This window comes from Pseudomonas fortuita, from assembly GCF_026898135.2.
Taxonomy (GTDB): Bacteria; Pseudomonadota; Gammaproteobacteria; order Pseudomonadales; family Pseudomonadaceae; genus Aquipseudomonas; species Aquipseudomonas fortuita.
In genome coordinates, this window is the sequence record NZ_CP114035.2 from 3,702,493 (window position 1) to 3,718,750 (window position 16,258).

Below are 16,258 nucleotides of genomic sequence, written 5' to 3' on the forward strand. Positions count from 1 at the left end.
GATCAGTACGCGCTGGCGTTGTCGACTTTGAAGTTGTACAGCTGGCGGGCCGAGCCGTAGCGTTTGAAATCGGCGGCCTTATGGTCCAGGCCAGCCTTGTTCAGCAGTTCCTGCAGCTCTTGCAGGTGTTCGGCGCGCATTTCTTTCTCGATGCAGTCCGAGCCCAGTGACTGCACCGAGCCCTTGACGTAGATGCGCACCTCATACAACGAGTCGCCCAGCGCGTCGCCGGCATCGCCACACACCACCAGGCGTCCGGCCTGGCCCATGAAGCAGCTCATGTGGCCAATGCTGCCGCCGACCACAATGTCCACGCCTTTCATGGAAATACCGCAACGGGCACCGGCATCACCTTCGATCACCAGCAGCCCGCCATGGGCGGTGGCGCCTGCGGCCTGCGAGGCACTGCCCTTGACCCTCACCAGGCCGGACATCATGTTCTCGGCCACGCCGACACCCACGTTGCCGTGCACGGTCACGCTGGCCTGCTGGTTCATGCCGGCGCAGTAGTAGCCGGCATGGCCTTCGATATCCACCGCCACGGCGGCGTTGATGCCCACCGCCAGGTTGTGCTTGCCGCCGGGATGGGTCACTTGCCATTCGAGGTCCTGCACCTCGCCGTGCAGTGACTGGTTGAGCACACGCACCGAAGTGCTGGATAGGTCGATCGTCTTCATAAGGTTCTCCAGGGGTTCGGTGGCAGGTCAGGCGCTTTCGCGCTCCCAGACGTACAGGGTGGCCGGCGCCGGTTCCCAGACCTTGGCGTGCTCGATGCCGGGCAGGCCGGCCAGTGCCTGGTATTCCGAGGCCATGGCCACGTAGTCTTCGGTCTCGGCCAGCACCGCCGGCTTGCAGGCAATCGGGTCACGGATCACGGCAAAGCCGTTGCGGGTGCCGATGGCAAACGTGAAGAAGCCGTCCAGGTCTTCCAGCGCGCCATCCAGGGCCTGGGCCAGGCTGTCGCCCTGCTGTAGCCGCCAGGTCAGGTAGCCGGCGGCCACTTCGGTGTCGTTATCGGTCTCGAAGCTGATGCCTTCGCGCTTGAGTACCTGGCGCAAGCGGAAGTGGTTGGAGAGCGAGCCGTTGTGCACCAGGCACAGGTCGGCGCCGGTGGAGAACGGGTGACTGCCCTCCATGGTCACGGCGCTTTCGGTGGCCATGCGGGTGTGGCCGATGATGTGGCTGCCCTTCATGCCGGCCAGGCCGAAGCGACTGGATATTTCCGCCGGCAGGCCCATGCCCTTGAGGATTTCGATGCTCTGCCCGGCGCTCATGATGCGCACATCGGGCGCTAGCTCGGCCAAGGCGCCGCGGGCTGCGGCCTCATCTGTGTGCACTTTGAGCACAGCGGCGCTGGCGTTCTGGTACCAGTCCAGCGAGCAACCCAGGTGCCCTTCCAGCTGGCCCAGCAGGGTGGTCCAGGGGTAGTTGGTGTCAGTCGCTTGCAGGGTCAGCTTGACCCAGCCTTCGGCCACTTCATCGCCGTAGATGGCAAAGCCGGCGCTGTCCGGCCCACGGTCGGTCATGGCTTGGAGCATGGGTTCGAACAGCTTGCCTAGCTGGCCTTCCAGCTCGGGCTTTTTCAGGTACAGACCTACGATTCCACACATGGTGATGCTCCTTACTAGGCAGTGGGCGAGCGCTTTCGTGTCTGCCGCCCAGGGGATTGGGGCGGTCAGAAGAACTCGGTGTAACGCTGGATTTCCCAGTCGGAGACGTGGCGGCAGTACTCCACCCACTCCATGCGCTTGAGCTTGATGAACTCGTCGACGATCCCGGCGCCCAGCACCTCGCGGAACAACGGGTCGGCTTCGAGCGCGTCGACGGCCTCCTTCAGCGATTGCGGCAAGGTCTTGATGCCGCGCGCGGCAATTTCTTCAAGGCTCAGGTTGTAGAGGTTTTCATTGCACATCTCGCCCGGATCCAGCTGGCGGTCGATGCCATCGAGGCCGGCGGCGATAATGGCGGCGGTGACCAGATACGGGTTGCAGCCGGCGTCCGGCAGGCGGAACTCCAGGCGACCATAAGGAATGCGCACCATTGCCGAACGGTTATTGGCCCCCCAGGCGACGAAGGCCGGGGCCCACGTCGAGCCCGACAATGAACGGCCAACCACCAGACGCTTGTAGGAGTTGACCGTCGGCGCCGCAAAGGCACACAACGCCGCGCCGTGGGCCATGAGCCCTGCAGCAAAGTGATAGGCCAGCTTTGACAGGCCCATGCCGCTGCTGTCGGACGGGTCGTGGAACAGGTTCTTGTGGGTGCTGCTGGCCAGCGACAGGTGAAAGTGCATGCCGTTGCCGGCGCGCTTGGGGTCAGGCTTGGGCATGAACGAGCAGATCATGCCCAGGTCGTTGGCGATCTCACCGGCAGCCATGCGGAAGAAGGTGAAGCGGTCGGCCGACTCCATGGCGTCGCTGTAGGTGTAGTTGATCTCGAACTGGCCATTGGCGTCTTCGTGGTCAATCTGGTAGATGTCGAAGCCCACCGGCTGCAGCGCCTCGGTCAGGCGTTCGAGGAACAGCCGCGAGCGCGACAGGCCCTTGTAGTCGTAGCAGGGCTTGTCGAGGTTGTCGGAGGCGTCAACCAGTTGCAGCTTGCCGCCTTCGTCGCGGCGGAACAGGCTGAACTCGGGCTCAAGGCCGGTGTTCAGGGTCCAGCCCTTCTCGGCCAGGCGCTGCACCTGCTGCTGCAATACGTAGCGGCTGTCATAGGGCCAAGGCTGGCCGTTGACATGGCCCACGCACACCACCCGGCCATAGCCTGGCTGCCACGGCACCGGAACCAGTGTGGACAGATCGCCGCGGGCCATGAAGTCCGGGCCGTGCGGCTCCATGCCCATGCCGCAGATGGCGAACCCGGCAAAGCCGGCGCCCTCCTCGGCTACCATCTTCAGGCCCGATACCGGCACCGATTTGGTCTTCGCCGAGCCATGGATATCGACGAACTGCGCCAGCACGTACTTGATGCCGTGCTGGTCGAGGGTGCGCTGGGTTTCTGCTGGCAACATGGGTTGAACACTCCTGGGCAAGGGCGACGATTCCGCAAAGGAAACTTACTTTCCTCACAGGAATGCAATGCGCTTGCCAAGTTTGTTCAAGGTGCGCCCTTGGGTGTCTGTTCGGGCCTCTTCGCGGGCAAGCCCGCTCCCACAGGATTCGCCGCAAAGCCGCTTGGGAGTGGACTTGCCCGCGAAGAGGCCGGCACAGGCAAGACAAAACCCAGGCAGGATTTTCTGTTCTATTTGTGGGAAACTTGTTTTCACCTGAGGAAAGAAGCGGCCAGCGCAGCTGCATTTCGCACTTTCCCAGTGCGAAAACTTTATTCTTGAACTGAAACCGTGCAGGACTTTCGATGTCGACCGAAACCGAACCGCGCCTTCGTCTGGAGCAGTACCTGGGCCTGCAGATCAAGCGCCAGCGCCAGGCCCAGTCCCTCAAGCTCGCCGATGTGGCGCGCATTGCCGGCATTAGCCAGGGCATGCTGAGCAAGATCGAAAACGCCCAGGTGTCCACCAGCCTCGACACCCTCAGCCGCCTGTGCGACGTACTGGGCATGCCGATGGCCAAGCTGTTCAGCCAATATGACCAGCCCGACGGCAATGCTCTGCTGGTAAAGGCTGGCGAAGGTCTGGAAGTGGTGCGCCGCGGCACCGAGAAGGGCCACACCTACCACTTGCTCAATCACGCCAGGGGGCCGAAGAAAAACTTCGAGGCCTATAGGGTGAGCATGGATGACGCCAGCGAAGAGTTCCCCACCTTCGCCCACCCCGGCACCGAGTTCCTCCACTTGCTGGAGGGCGAGCTGGTGTACCGCCATGGCAACCAGCTCTATCACATGCACGCCGGCGACAGCCTCACATTCGACGGCGAAACCCCGCACGGCCCGGAGAAACTGGTGCAGGTGCCCATACGCCTGCTCTCGATCATGAACTACGGCGACGAGTGACGCGCGGCACAGGGCGAATTGCAGTGGGCACTACAGCTTGAACTTCACGCAAATCGTACTGTTTTCGGCTAGCCGATCCAGCGTGATTGCATCAGCTCCATACCCTGAATAGCTTTTCACCAGCCGCATACCCAAGCCTGTTCCGCTTGGTTCGGGATAAGACTCCGGAAAGCCCTCCCCCTCGTCCCTTACTGTAATCACAGCATGGTCGCCTGCGTTCTGGACGCTCACCCCAATCGTGCCCTTGCCATACTTGAGGGCATTGGTGATCAGCTCGGAAATGACCAGGCCCAACGGCGCCATCCGCTGTGGGGGGAGAATGAAAGCATCGGCGTTGAGCACGATCTTACGTTCAGCCAGCGCCGACCCCAGGTCACTCAACAAGGCGCCAAGATACTCCGATGCCAGGACGCCCTGGGTTTCTGCAGTCTGATAGAGGCGCTCATGCACACTGGCAATCGTCAGCACGCGGCTCGCTGCCGTCTGCAGCTGGACCTTGACCGCCTCATCCGCCGACAGGTTGGCCTGAAGCTGGAGCAAAGTGTTCACCAGGTGCAGGCTGTTCTTTACCCGATGGTGAATCTCTTCAAGATAGAGATCGCTGTCGCTCAGCTTGGTGTTTTGCACAGCAATCAGGGACAGCAACTGAGCCTCGTGCTGGTGCCGCTCGGTGATGTCCCGCGACACTGCGATCAGCCTGTCCACCCTGCCCTCGGCACTCAGAATGGGCGCAATGGTTACATCCCACCATCTCGGCTCATCGCCGGCCGTGGGGCAATAGGCCTCAAACCTCGCCGATTCACCGGCCACGGACCGCGCCATGGCATCACGCACGACGGGTTTGGAGTCGTCAGGCCACAGCTGGGTCCAGGGTTTGCCGCGCACCTCTGCCAGCTCGCTTATGTGCATGAGGTACATTCCGGCATCATTCATGAATTCGATATCGCCATGCGTGGTGAGGATCTTTACGCAATCGGGGCTGGCATTGAGCATGCTTTCCGAATAGCGATCCGGTAGCTGCTCATCTGCCCCATTTGCCAGGCGTTCCACGGCCATGGAGATGACGTTGGAGATACCTTCGAGGAACACCAGGTCGCTTTCGATGAAATCGTCACCCTCGGTGCTGTCCGCCTCCAGCACACCAAACGGCTGTAGCGCCCCCCGGATGGGCACGTTGATGGCGCGTTCGATGCCATACTTTTTCAACAGATCCGGCGTGCGGAAGCGCTGCTCCTGGCCCAGATGGTTGGAGAGCACCGGGCGGTACGTAGAGAGGGCATAACCCGCCGGACTGGCCACATCGCCACCGACCTTGGCGTGGCCGATATCAGAGGGATCCCAACCGACACCGTGGGTCAGCAAAAAATCATCGCTGCCAGGCAATGGCATCAACACCTTGGCAAAACGCGTGTGCATGCCTTTGGCCACAACGGTACAAGCCTGCGTGAGCAAAGTATCGAGACTCGTCGACCTGAGCGACGACACGCCATACTCCACCACCAACTGATGCTGCTTGTGTAAACGGGCCTGTGACTTCTGCAGTGCAAGCCTGATCATTTCATCGGGAGGCAGTTGATGCATGGGTTCTCATCCACAGCTGGCAATTGGGAAGATTACTTTCGGGCGCGCCGTTCGACACCATGGCCCCTGCGGACGTGCCAGGCAGGGATCGAAAACTTTTCGTGGCTTCATTTACCAACGATCCAGCATCGATGGCAATGACGAAAACCATCTAAGCCCGGCGGCAATGGGAAAGTATAGATCGCTCGGTTTGCCAACAACCCAAGCGCCACCCGTCAGTTGCATGAAACCACAGATCATAGCCGCCCGCCGAATGGCTACATGATCGGGGTTTTGTTATGGCTCGCAGTGTATTGGTAGTAGAGGATGACGCGTTGATTCGAATGCTCGCCTGCGAAGCGCTGGAATCGCTCGACCTCGACGTGCGCAGCTGCGGCTGCGTCGATGAGGCGATAACGGTGCTGGAAACCACGGCCCGCCTGGATCTCGTGTTGACCGATATCCAGATGCCAGGCCAGCTCGATGGAGTGGACCTCGCGCACCTGGTCATTGACCGATGGCCGGGCACCGCCGTGATCGTGATGTCGGCCGGCCAACGTGATGCCGGCTCCCGCTTACCCGGGTCTGCTACGTTCCTCTCAAAACCTTGGACGGTTGGCCAGTTGCTGACTGCTATCGAGCAAACGCTATCTTTCAAAGCAAACGACTTGATGAGGGGTGACTACAGGGTGGACAAAATTGCCCAACTGGATGTGGACATGGCGATACTCGGCCAGGTCGCAGACGAGCTTGAACGCCAAATATCGCCCAGCCCCGTAACCAGGCCTTTGGTGATCGCATGGCTAACGGAGTGGGCGCGGCAGCCAGGCACCGTGCCGGATTTAGGACGCAACCTGCCCAACCTTCCGCAATCACTCAAGGCAGCCTACCTCAGCTGGACCCATCAATGTGAGGGATGATCTGCCAGCACTCTCGACCTGTGGGAGCGGGTTCACCCGCAAACAGGCCGGGGCCGTTACCCCACCGCCTGCAAGCCGACACACAACTCGAGAAACCGCGCTGCCGCCCTTGAGGGCGTTGCCGCATGTGGCATCAATATGGAAAACCGCCTGACCAACGGCTCAGGGGCAACTTGCAGTCGGTGCAGGGCCCCATCCTCATGGCGGATCGACATTGCCGACACAAAGCCAACCCCCATCCCCGCACGCACCGCCTCCTTCACCCCTTCCACCCCGGCAATCTCCAGCGCTACGCGCATCGCCACACCCTCACGGGCAAACGCGCGCTCGACGACCTGCCGCACACCCGAGCCGCTCTCGCGCAATACCAACGGGTAAGTGCCCAGCGCCCCCAAGGTCTGCGGACCACTGCCAGCCAGCGGATGACCGCTGGGCACGATGGCAACGATCTCGTCCTCACGCCAGGCTGTCACTTGCGTGCCCAACGGCAGCTCTTGCCCAGGCGGCCCTTCGATCAGGGCGATGTCGACACTGCCCAGCGCAGCGACGATCTCCGCCGTGTTGCCGTGTGATGTAGTCACCAGCACGTCCGGGTGACTGGCATGGAAATCGGCGATCAGGTACGGCAGCAGGTAACTGGCAGGCGTGGTACTGGCACCGATGCGCAAGGTACCGCGCTCCAGGCCACGCATGGCGTCGCGCAGTGCCTGGGCCTGGCGGAAGGTTTCGCGCAGGCGCTCGGCATGGGCCAACAGCTGTTCGCCGGCTGCCGTCAACCGCACCCCCCGCCCGGCGCGCTGATACAGCGGCTCGCCAAAAGCCTCCTGCAACAGCTTGAGCTGGCCGGACACCGCCGGTTGCGACAAATGAAGCGCCTGGGCCGCATGGCTGATGTTGCCGTGCTCGGCAACGGTGGCAAACGTTATCAGTTGTTCTGGGGTCATGATTTAAAAATATCAGCTAAACGGATATTTGCCATTTTAAATTACGATTTTTTATAAGCTTATAACCCGATTAACGTAGGCCTTGTCGAAACACCTTTCCGGAGGACACACATGGCCACGGTTCCGTCCAACCCCGCTTTTACGCCTACCCTCTCTACCCGAGGGCGGCTCAATGGCATCCTGTTCGTCGCGCTGTTCGCGCTTGCGGTCACTCAGCTGGCCGCACTGCCCGCCATCGCCAATCTGGGCATCAGCCCGCTGATTGTCGGCATCGTCGCCGGCGCCCTCTACGGCAATGCCTTGCGCGATGGTGTACCGGCCAGCTGGGCAGCCGGCATCAACTTTTCGGCCCGCGGCCTGCTGCGCATCGCCGTGGCCTTCTTTGGCCTGCGGGTCAGCCTGCAGGAAATTGCCGAAGTCGGCTGGTCGGGCCTTATCGTGTCGCTGCTGGTGGTGTCCAGCACCCTGTTGATCGGCCTGTGGTGCGGCATGAAACTGTTCAAGCTGGACCGCGATACCGCCCTGCTGACCGCCGCTGGCAGCGCCATCTGCGGTGCCGCCGCCGTGCTGGCCTTCGAGTCGGCACTGCGCAGTGCCCCGCACAAGAGCGCCATGGCCGTCGGCAGCGTGGTGCTGTTCGGCACCTTGTCGATGTTCCTGTACCCGCTGGCCATCAACGCCGGCTGGCTGCACCTGGACACCCTGGGAGCGGGGCTGTTTCTGGGCGGCACTATCCACGAAGTCGCCCAGGTGGTGGGCGCAGCCAGTAATGTCAGCCCTGAAGCCACCCATATCGCCACCATCGTCAAGATGACCCGGGTGATGCTGCTGGTGCCGGTACTGCTGGTAGTCGGCCTGTGGATCAGCCGCTCGCGCAAGGCTGATCAGGCGCAAGGCAATGGGCGCATTACGATGCCCTGGTTCGCCTTTGGCTTCCTCGCCCTGGTATTGGTGAATTCTCTGCAGGTACTGCCGGGTAGCGTGACGCAAGCGGTCAATAGCCTCGACACTTTTGCCCTGACCATGGCCATGACTGCGCTGGGTATGGAAACCCGCTTCAGCCAGATTCGCCAGGCGGGGCCAAAGGCGCTGGCTACCGGGGCGATTCTGAACCTGTGGCTGGTAGGGGGTGGATTGGCGATTACCCTGGGCGTGCAAAAGCTGTTGGGCTGAATCGGGACCGGGTTGGCTTCATCGCGGGGTTGCCCGCGAAGAAGCCAACTCGGTCTCAAGGTTTTTCACCAGCCCCCTCGTTGCCGCCCACATTTCTCGGTATGGTGTTGTCAAAGAAGGATGTTTTACCCGCACAGGAAAGACTTAGATGCTTCAACGCAATGTCATCAATGCATCCGTCAGCCCCAAAGGCAGCCTGGAAACGCTGTCACAACGTGAAGTTCAGCAACTGAGTGAAGTCGGTACTGGTAGCCTTTACACCCTTTTCCGCCAGTGCGCCCTGGCCATCCTCAACACTGGCGCCCATGTCGACAATGCCAAGACGATCCTCGAGGCCTACAAAGACTTCGAGGTCAAAATCCATCAACAAGACCGTGGTGTGCGCCTGGAGCTGCTGAATGCCCCGGCCGATGCCTTCGTCGATGGCGAAATGATCGCCAGCACCCGTGAAATGCTGTTCAGCGCCCTGCGCGACATCGTTTACACCGAAAGCGAGCTGGCCAGCCAGCGTATCGACCTGGAAAGCTCCCAGGGCATCACTGATTACGTTTTCCATTTGCTGCGCAACGCGCGCACCCTGCGCCCGGGTGTGGAGCCGAAGATGGTGGTGTGCTGGGGTGGTCACTCGATCAGCAGCGAGGAGTACCAGTACACCAAGAAGGTCGGCCACGAACTGGGCCTGCGCAAGCTGGACGTGTGCACCGGTTGCGGCCCGGGCGTGATGAAGGGCCCGATGAAGGGCGCCACCATTGCCCACGCCAAGCAACGCATGCATGGCAGCCGCTACCTTGGCCTGACCGAGCCGGGCATCATCGCCGCCGAGGCGCCCAACCCGATCGTCAACGAGCTGGTGATTCTGCCGGACATCGAGAAGCGCCTGGAAGCCTTCGTGCGTGTCGGTCACGGCATCATCATCTTCCCCGGCGGCGCCGGCACAGCCGAGGAGTTCCTGTACCTGCTGGGCATCCTCATGCACCCCGATAACCAGGACGTGCCGTTCCCGGTGGTGCTCACCGGCCCGCGCAGCGCCGAGCCTTACCTGCAACAGTTGCATGCCTTCGTGGGCGCCACGCTGGGCGAGGCGGCGCACCGGTTGTACGAAATCATCATTGATGACCCGGCAGAAGTTGCCCGGCACATGGTCGAAGGGCTCAAGGTGGTCAAACAGTTCCGCCGCGAGCGCAATGATGCCTTCCACTTCAACTGGCTGCTGAAGATCGAGGAGAGTTTCCAGCGCCCGTTCGACCCGACCCACCAGGCAATGGCCGAACTGGACCTGCGCCGCGAGCTGCCACCCCATGAGCTGGCTGCCAACCTGCGCCGGGCGTTTTCTGGCGTGGTAGCGGGTAACGTGAAGGACAAGGGCATCCGCCTGATCGAAGAGCATGGGCCGTACCAGATCCGCGGCGACAGCGCCGTGCTGGACCCGCTGGGCCGGCTGTTGCAAGCCTTCGTTGACCAGCATCGCATGAAGTTGCCCGGCGGCGCGGCGTATGTACCTTGCTATCAAGTGGTGACCTGACGGCCTGATACTTCTGATCTTGATCTTGATCTTGATCTTGATCTTGATCTTCGCGACTTCAGGAGGCCGAACGCAGGCCTTGCGAAGGGAGGTGACGGGCATGGATGCCCGTCAAGCGCTGGGCCCCAGGATGGGGCCTGCAGCGCGGTCCTCCCGGGAGCGAGGCCGGAGTGAGGGGACCCCGGAGCGCAGCGCAGGGGCCGGATGATCGGAGCGCAGCGTTTTTTGGTTACTTTTTGTCGCGTCTGACAAAAAGTGACTCGCCGTAAGGGCGAAAAGGTGAGTTAGTGTCGCCATCGCAAATGGCCTATGCGCGAGCTAAAAACCAGCACTGTTTCGCTGTTCGCTGTTCGCTGTTCGCTGTTCGCTGTTCGCTGTTCGCTGTTCGCTGTTCGCATTCAGGTGTGGGCATCAACAATGAGTCAACATTCATTTTCAAAGGTGGCGCCAAATCACCTTTCCGCCCTTACGGCGGGTCACTTTTTGTCAAACGCGACAAAAAGTAACCAAAAAACGCTGCGCTCCCATCATCCGGCCCCTACGCTGCGCTCCGGGGTCCCCTCGCTCCGGGCTTGCTCCCGGGAGGACCGCGCTGCAGGCCCCATCCTGGGGCCCAGCGCTTGACGGGCATCCATGCCCGTCACCTCCCTCCGCAAGCCCTGCGCTCGGCCTCCTGAAGTCGCAATCTGCGTTGCCTGAACTGTCGCGCGCTTAGAAGCAAAAGCAAAAAGCAAAAAGCAGCCTAGTGATTAATGTCAGCCATCGGACGCTCCACAAACCGAATACTGTCGCGCCCACTGCGCTTGGACTGGTACAAGGCCACATCCCCTTGCTCGATCAATGCCGCCAGGCTCGCCGGCGGCTGGTCGAACAGGTTCACGCCAATACTCAAGGTAACCGCGTGCGGCGTGGGCACGGTCTTGCCGGCATACTGCTGGAATTGCTCGCGCAACAGCCCGCCCAGCTCCATTACCTGCTCGCTACTCGCCCCATTCAACAAGATGACGAACTCATCGCCGCCCAACCGCGCGGCCAGCGCCCGCTCCGGCAGCACCGTGCGAATCATCTCGCTCAAGGCAACCAGCAAGCGGTCCCCGGCAATATGCCCGTGCAGGTCGTTGACCAGCTTGAAGTTGTCGATGTCGATCAGCAGCAACGCCCCAGGCTGCGCCGGGCTCACGTCCTTGAAGAAATGCCCGGCCCGCACCTCCAGCGCACGCCGGTTATACAACGCGGTCAACGGGTCGCGGGCTGCCAGCCGGGCAATCCGCTCCTCGCGCCGATAGCGCACGGTGCCGGTCATCGACAAGGCAATCAGCATGATCGCCATCGCCCCCTCGACCAAGGAGATCTGGATGATCAGGCCACCAAAGGTGGCCAGGTCAATCAACGTCCCCGGCGTGATGGCAATGCCCGCCTTGGCCACATAGAACAGCCCATGGATCAGCAACACATAGCGCAGTTGTACTGCCCCCACACTCAGCGACTTGCCATGGGGCCGCAGCAGGGAGCTGGCCTTGAGCGTCAGCGACGCCACCAGCAACGAGTTGACCATCAGCATCACCTTCGACCACTGCGGCCCTACAGGCAGCAACAGCAAGGCGAACCAGACCACCACAATCATTAGCCAGCCCCGCGACAAGCGGTCCTGGGTAAAACGCAATACGCCCGTCAGGAAGAACCCGTGCGCCACCACCAGCAAACCGTTGGCGAACCAGATGCCGATGAACAACAACCCAGACCCGCGCAACAAGGCCAAAACACAACCGACAGTAATCGTGGCAAAGCCGGCGCTCCAGAACAGCAAGGAGGTTTCGCGGACACTGCGCCACTCAATCGCCAGGTACAGGGCAGCCGCCGCTGCCAGGGCGACCGAGATGGTCAGCATCGTGGGTGGATCTAGCGCCATATACGCTTTGGCCTATCTGGTTAACGAAGAAAGGGCCCGATTGTATGCGCTCGTGATGATTTTTCAGAGGGGCCTTGTACGGTTGACTGCAAATGATAGCCCAGCCCCCAACGGAGGGCTCACGCAGGTAACATCATATTGACATCAAGGCACCGCGTGCACCACCGAAATCGCGGTGCCCTCGCCCCCTTGATGCCTGAAAGCAAACTCACCCGTTGCCCCCAAAAAAGCACGGCAGTGCCTGGCGCAGTGCCTCAGAGCACGCGCTTGATCAACGGTTCCAAACGGCTGAAACGCAAGCGCCGCAGAAATTTGCGGACCTCCTTGGGATGCTCGGCCTTCACGCCCAGCGCCTCTGCCGAACCAATCTTCGGCGCATGCCGGCGTAGCGCGTTCAACTCCGCTTCCCTCGGCGTCAGCCATTGCCCGTGCGGGTCATCGATCAGCAGGCCGTTCTCCAGGTCCAGGTTGAACCCGCGCGGGTTCAGGTTGTTGCCGGTCAGCAACGAATAGCGCTGGTCGACCCACACGCCCTTGGCATGAAAGGTATGCCCAGGATCGTTCCAGATGCGTACCTGTAACTGGCCGCTGGCAATGGCGGCATGGCGGCGCCGGGCGAAGGCACGCAGGTTGTCTTCATACAGATAAGGCAAGGCGCCACTGGCGCTGAACGGCTCGCCAGGGGCGATATAGAAGTCATTGGCCGTGCGATCGCCGACAATCAGCTCAACCTGCACACCACGCTCCAGCGCATGGTCAAGCTCGCGCATCACCACCCGCGGGGGGTTGAAATACGGCGTACTGATGATGAGTTGCGTGCGCGCCGCCGCCAACAAGGCGCACAGCGCCCGGTTCAGCGGGTTGCCACGGCCCACGCCCAACAGCGGAATAACCCGCAGCCCTTCCCCTGCCATGCTGGCCGGTGCCTCGTATGCCATGCGCCGCAACCGCGCACGCAAGCGCCGGATGTCGCCGCGCAGGCTACGGGTGGCAGGTGGCGCAGGCAAGTCGAGGCGCGGTGTGGCGGTGTGGTGCAGCAGGCGCCGCACCAGGTCGACCATGGCATCGGCCAGCCCCGGGGACTGGAACAGGTGGTAGCGGTCCAGGCGATAACGGTCGAAGCGGTGCAGGTACACGTTGTTCAGGCTGGCGCCGGTGTAGATCACGCAGTCGTCGATGATGCTGCCCTTCAGGTGCAACACGCCGAACAGCTCGCGGGTCTGCACCGGCACCCCATGAATCACGATATCCAGCCCACGCAACTGGCGTTGGGCCTGATACCAGGCGGCGTTACCCGGCTGGGGCCCGCCCCCCAGCAGACCACGGCGGGCACGAAACCAGTCGACCACAATGGTGATTTCCAGGCCTGGTCGCTCGGCCTTGACCTGGTACAACGCATCCAGCACTTCCTGGCCTGCCTCGTCTTCCTGCAGGTACAGGGCGACGATGACGATGCGCCGGGTCGCGGCGTGGATGCGTTCGAGCAAGCAGGCGCGGTATGCCTTGGCATCCGGCAGCACCTGGATCGACTCGGGCGACATGGCGTAGCCTGGCAATGCCGCCAGCATGGTTTCGGGGTTCACGAACGATCACCTTCTCTGTGCAATCACTGTCGGCCCTGCCAGCCGGCGGGGCCATTCCTGGCCGCTGCGCCCGGGGTGTAAGATCGAGCCGGCAACGACCTATAACAACAAGAACCACGCGAGGCTGTATTTTCTCACTGCCCCTGACGAACTATGCCTCAGCTTGCACAGGAACAGCGCAATGGTCTACCCCGCTTCTGCAAACCTATCGCCCTCTATTGTAAAGAGTTGTTCGGTAAAGACGTTCGGCTTTCTGATTTTGCCCAACTTCACCACCATCGGCCTGGCGTCGGCGGTGGAAACCCTGCGCATGGCCAACCTGGCCGCACGCAAACCACTGTTTCGCAGCGTGCTGATTGCCGCAGACGAGGCGCCAGTGGTCGCCAGCAACGGCATGCGGGTACTGCCTGACTACGGCATCGCCAACGCCCCCCAGCTGGATGCGCTGCTGGTGGTCGGGGCCAACCCGATCGACCGGGGCCGTAGCAGCCGCCCGCTGATCGACTGGTTGCGCAAGCTGGCCCGCCAGCACCTGCCATTGGGTGGTATCTGCACCGGGAGCTACCTGTTGGCCAAGGCCGAACTGCTCAAAGGCTACCGCTGCACCATCCATTGGGAAGACCTGCCGACACTGCAGGCGCACTTCCCCGGCATTGTCATTTCCAGCCAGCTGTTCGAACTGGACCGCGACCGCTATACCTGCTCGGGCGGTGTGGCAGCCATGGACATGATGCTGCAACTGGTGGCGCGCGAGCCCGGGGGTCAGGACATTGCGGCCAAGGCGGCCGAGTTATTGCTGTGCGACCGGGTGCGGGGCGAGCGTGATCGCCAGCGGGTACCGCTGCGCACCCTGCTTGGCAGCGCCCAACCCAAGCTGAGCCAGGTGGTGGCGATCATGGAGGCCAACCTGGAGGAACCATTGGGGCTCGAGGAGCTTGCCAGCCTCAACGAGGTCACCGTGCGCCAACTGGAGCGGCTGTTCCATAAATACCTGCAGCGCACGCCCAGCCAGTACTACCTGGAGCTGCGGCTGTCGCGGGCGCGGGAGTTGCTGCTGCGCAGTGACGTGCAGGTGCGCGAGGTGGCGCTGGCCTGCGGGTTCAGCTCGCCGGCGCACTTTTCCAAGAGCTACAGCCGGTTCTTTGGCTTGTCGCCGCTGGGGGAGCGGCGGCAGGCTTCGCTGCATTAATTCAAGGTTTGTACTGGTTTTACCGGCCTCTTCGCGGGCACGCCCGCTCCTACAGGGACCCCACAGTATTCGAATCTGTGGGGTCCCTGTGGGAGCGGGCGCGCCCGCGAAGAGGCCGGTACAGGGTAGTTAATCCTCCAGGGCGGAATGTGCGGTCTCCCGACACATAAGCATGGCAACCAGCGCCACCAGTGCTGCCGCCAGCAAATACCCCGCCGGCGCCAGCTTGCTGCCAGTCACCTGGATAAGCCAGGTGGCAATGAACGGCGCAGTCCCGCCAAACAGCGCGTTGGCCACATTGAAGCTCAGGGCAAACCCGCTGAAACGCACCCGGGTGGGGAAAATCTCGGCCAGCAGGCACGGCAACGTCCCGTCATTCATCGCCAGAATCGCCCCGAAGCAAATCTGGATCGCCAGGATGACCAGCAGCGGTTGACCGTCAAGCAGGCGGAACAACGGTACGGTCAGCCCCAGGAACAACAGCGAAGCCACCACCAGCATGGTCTTGCGGCCAAACCGGTCAGACAGCCGCCCCATCAGGAAGATCAAGCCGATGTAAGTGGCCAGCGACACGGTCGAAGCAATGAATGAATCCCGCTCGCTCATGCCCATTTCACTGGACAGATAAGTCGGCATGTAGCTGAGCAGCAAATAGAACGCCACCGCGTTCAGGCAGGTGACACCAATGCCGATGGCCAGGCTGCGGCGGTGCTGGCCCAGCAGCTCGCGCAGCGGCATAGGCGTCATGCCGGCCTTGTTTTCCAGGCGCTGTTCCATCTCCAGGAACTTGGGTGTGTCCTGCAGGCTCATGCGGATATAGCGCCCTACAAGGCCGAACGGTGCCGCCAGCAGGAACGGCAGGCGCCAGCCCCATTCGTGCAGGGCCTGGCTGCTGAGCAGTTCGTGCAGCACCGCCACGAACGCCGCACCAAACAGCAACCCCGCCGCCGTACTGGCCGGCACGATGCTGGTGTACAGGCCACGCCGGCCGGGCGGCGCGTATTCAGCCAGAAACGCCGCAGCACCAGCGTACTCACCGGAGGCGGAAAAGCCCTGCACCAGGCGGATAAGTAGCAACAAGCCCGGCGCCCACAAGCCGATCTGCGCATAACCTGGCAACAGGCCAATGCAGAAGGTGGATACCGACATGATCAGGATCGACCACGACAGTGCGTTGCGCCGACCATGGCGGTCGCCAAAGTGCCCCCAGACGATGCCGCCCAGCGGACGTACCAGGAACGACAGGGCAAACACAGCGAAGGTTGCCAGCAGGCCAGTGGTCTTGTCGGTTTGCGGGAAGAAGGTGGCGGCGATGATGGTGGCCAGGTAGCCGTAGGCGGCGTAGTCGAACCACTCGACGAAGTTGCCCATGAAACTGGCCCGGGCGGCCTTGCGCAGGGCCTGGCGTTCGGCGTTGTATGTGGGGCCGGCGACGGCGGATGGGTCAAGTGTGGTGCTGGACATGACGGGTACCCTCTGGTTCTTTTAATTGGAGGCAGGGTCTGGTGGT

Annotated in this window: 13 protein-coding genes; 5 read left to right on the top strand and 8 right to left on the bottom strand. The window is 62.1% G+C overall.

The window, feature by feature from the left end:
• Nucleotides 1-2 precede the first annotated feature (2 nt).
• The 3 genes from OZ911_RS16850 to glnT form a co-directional block, all read right to left on the bottom strand.
• Complete coding sequence (locus OZ911_RS16850; protein ID WP_023047053.1) at nucleotides 3-677, bottom strand: GltB/FmdC/FwdC-like GXGXG domain-containing protein; 675 nt, start codon at nucleotides 675-677, stop codon at nucleotides 3-5.
• 27 nt (nucleotides 678-704) lie between these two features.
• A complete protein-coding gene (locus OZ911_RS16855; RefSeq protein ID WP_070086917.1) occupies nucleotides 705-1,610 on the bottom strand; it encodes a class II glutamine amidotransferase in 906 nt (301 codons plus the stop codon).
• 65 nt (nucleotides 1,611-1,675) lie between these two features.
• Nucleotides 1,676-3,010 (bottom strand): type III glutamate--ammonia ligase, encoded by a 1,335-nt coding sequence (gene glnT / locus OZ911_RS16860; RefSeq protein ID WP_016487531.1) that lies wholly within the window; start codon nucleotides 3,008-3,010, stop codon nucleotides 1,676-1,678.
• A 344-nt stretch (nucleotides 3,011-3,354) separates the two neighbouring features.
• Between glnT and OZ911_RS16865 the strand changes: the two genes are divergently transcribed.
• The gene (locus tag OZ911_RS16865; protein ID WP_016487532.1) at nucleotides 3,355-3,948 is read left to right on the top strand and encodes a helix-turn-helix domain-containing protein; all 594 of its coding nucleotides are present in this window, start codon (nucleotides 3,355-3,357) and stop codon (nucleotides 3,946-3,948) included.
• 30 nt (nucleotides 3,949-3,978) lie between these two features.
• On the opposite strand, the gene OZ911_RS16870 is transcribed toward OZ911_RS16865, so the two are convergent.
• Entirely contained in the window at nucleotides 3,979-5,529 is a 1,551-nt protein-coding gene (locus OZ911_RS16870; RefSeq protein WP_023047052.1) for a PAS domain-containing protein, read from the bottom strand.
• Nucleotides 5,530-5,807: 278 nt separating this feature from the next.
• Between OZ911_RS16870 and OZ911_RS16875 the strand changes: the two genes are divergently transcribed.
• Nucleotides 5,808-6,428, top strand: a complete 621-nt coding sequence (locus OZ911_RS16875) for a response regulator (RefSeq protein ID WP_023047051.1) — start codon at nucleotides 5,808-5,810, stop codon at nucleotides 6,426-6,428.
• A 56-nt stretch (nucleotides 6,429-6,484) separates the two neighbouring features.
• Here OZ911_RS16875 and OZ911_RS16880 read toward each other — a convergent pair whose 3' ends face one another.
• On the bottom strand, nucleotides 6,485-7,372 hold the full coding sequence (locus tag OZ911_RS16880; protein WP_016487535.1) for a LysR family transcriptional regulator: 888 nt from the start codon (nucleotides 7,370-7,372) through the stop codon (nucleotides 6,485-6,487).
• Between the two features lie 111 nt (nucleotides 7,373-7,483).
• Between OZ911_RS16880 and OZ911_RS16885 the strand changes: the two genes are divergently transcribed.
• Nucleotides 7,484-8,545, top strand: a complete 1,062-nt coding sequence (locus tag OZ911_RS16885) for a YeiH family protein (RefSeq protein WP_016487536.1) — start codon at nucleotides 7,484-7,486, stop codon at nucleotides 8,543-8,545.
• Nucleotides 8,546-8,693: 148 nt separating this feature from the next.
• Nucleotides 8,694-10,067 carry a nucleotide 5'-monophosphate nucleosidase PpnN gene (ppnN, locus tag OZ911_RS16890; RefSeq protein WP_268968374.1) on the top strand — a complete coding sequence of 458 codons (1,374 nt, stop codon included), beginning with the start codon at nucleotides 8,694-8,696 and terminating at the stop codon, nucleotides 10,065-10,067.
• A 742-nt stretch (nucleotides 10,068-10,809) separates the two neighbouring features.
• Here the strand turns inward: ppnN and OZ911_RS16895 are convergent.
• On the bottom strand, nucleotides 10,810-11,955 hold the full coding sequence (locus OZ911_RS16895) for a GGDEF domain-containing protein (protein WP_031312520.1): 1,146 nt from the start codon (nucleotides 11,953-11,955) through the stop codon (nucleotides 10,810-10,812).
• A 275-nt stretch (nucleotides 11,956-12,230) separates the two neighbouring features.
• Nucleotides 12,231-13,559: a CDP-diacylglycerol--serine O-phosphatidyltransferase gene (gene pssA, locus OZ911_RS16900; protein WP_268968375.1), complete on the bottom strand. Its 1,329-nt coding sequence runs from the start codon at nucleotides 13,557-13,559 to the stop codon at nucleotides 12,231-12,233.
• 181 nt (nucleotides 13,560-13,740) lie between these two features.
• Between pssA and cahR the strand changes: the two genes are divergently transcribed.
• A complete protein-coding gene (gene cahR / locus OZ911_RS16905) occupies nucleotides 13,741-14,748 on the top strand; it encodes a transcriptional regulator CahA (protein ID WP_016487540.1) in 1,008 nt (335 codons plus the stop codon).
• Nucleotides 14,749-14,877: 129 nt separating this feature from the next.
• Here the strand turns inward: cahR and OZ911_RS16910 are convergent, their stop codons facing one another.
• Nucleotides 14,878-16,212 (bottom strand): MFS transporter, encoded by a 1,335-nt coding sequence (locus OZ911_RS16910; protein WP_023047750.1) that lies wholly within the window; start codon nucleotides 16,210-16,212, stop codon nucleotides 14,878-14,880.
• Nucleotides 16,213-16,258 lie beyond the last annotated feature (46 nt).

Bases quoted from the DNA above. Each gene is read 5' to 3' on its own strand.
- glnT (WP_016487531.1), bottom strand. From the start codon at position 3,010: ATGTTGCCAGCAGAAACCCAGCGCACCCTCGACCAGCACGGCATCAAG.
- OZ911_RS16865 (WP_016487532.1), top strand. From the start codon at position 3,355: ATGTCGACCGAAACCGAACCGCGCCTTCGTCTGGAGCAGTACCTGGGC.
- cahR (WP_016487540.1), top strand. From the start codon at position 13,741: ATGGTCTACCCCGCTTCTGCAAACCTATCGCCCTCTATTGTAAAGAGT.
- OZ911_RS16855 (WP_070086917.1), bottom strand. From the start codon at position 1,610: ATGTGTGGAATCGTAGGTCTGTACCTGAAAAAGCCCGAGCTGGAAGGC.
- OZ911_RS16895 (WP_031312520.1), bottom strand. From the start codon at position 11,955: ATGCTGACCATCTCGGTCGCCCTGGCAGCGGCGGCTGCCCTGTACCTG.
- OZ911_RS16875 (WP_023047051.1), top strand. From the start codon at position 5,808: ATGGCTCGCAGTGTATTGGTAGTAGAGGATGACGCGTTGATTCGAATG.
- ppnN (WP_268968374.1), top strand. From the start codon at position 8,694: ATGCTTCAACGCAATGTCATCAATGCATCCGTCAGCCCCAAAGGCAGC.
- OZ911_RS16850 (WP_023047053.1), bottom strand. From the start codon at position 677: ATGAAGACGATCGACCTATCCAGCACTTCGGTGCGTGTGCTCAACCAG.
- OZ911_RS16910 (WP_023047750.1), bottom strand. From the start codon at position 16,212: ATGTCCAGCACCACACTTGACCCATCCGCCGTCGCCGGCCCCACATAC.
- OZ911_RS16870 (WP_023047052.1), bottom strand. From the start codon at position 5,529: ATGCATCAACTGCCTCCCGATGAAATGATCAGGCTTGCACTGCAGAAG.
- OZ911_RS16880 (WP_016487535.1), bottom strand. From the start codon at position 7,372: ATGACCCCAGAACAACTGATAACGTTTGCCACCGTTGCCGAGCACGGC.
- OZ911_RS16885 (WP_016487536.1), top strand. From the start codon at position 7,484: ATGGCCACGGTTCCGTCCAACCCCGCTTTTACGCCTACCCTCTCTACC.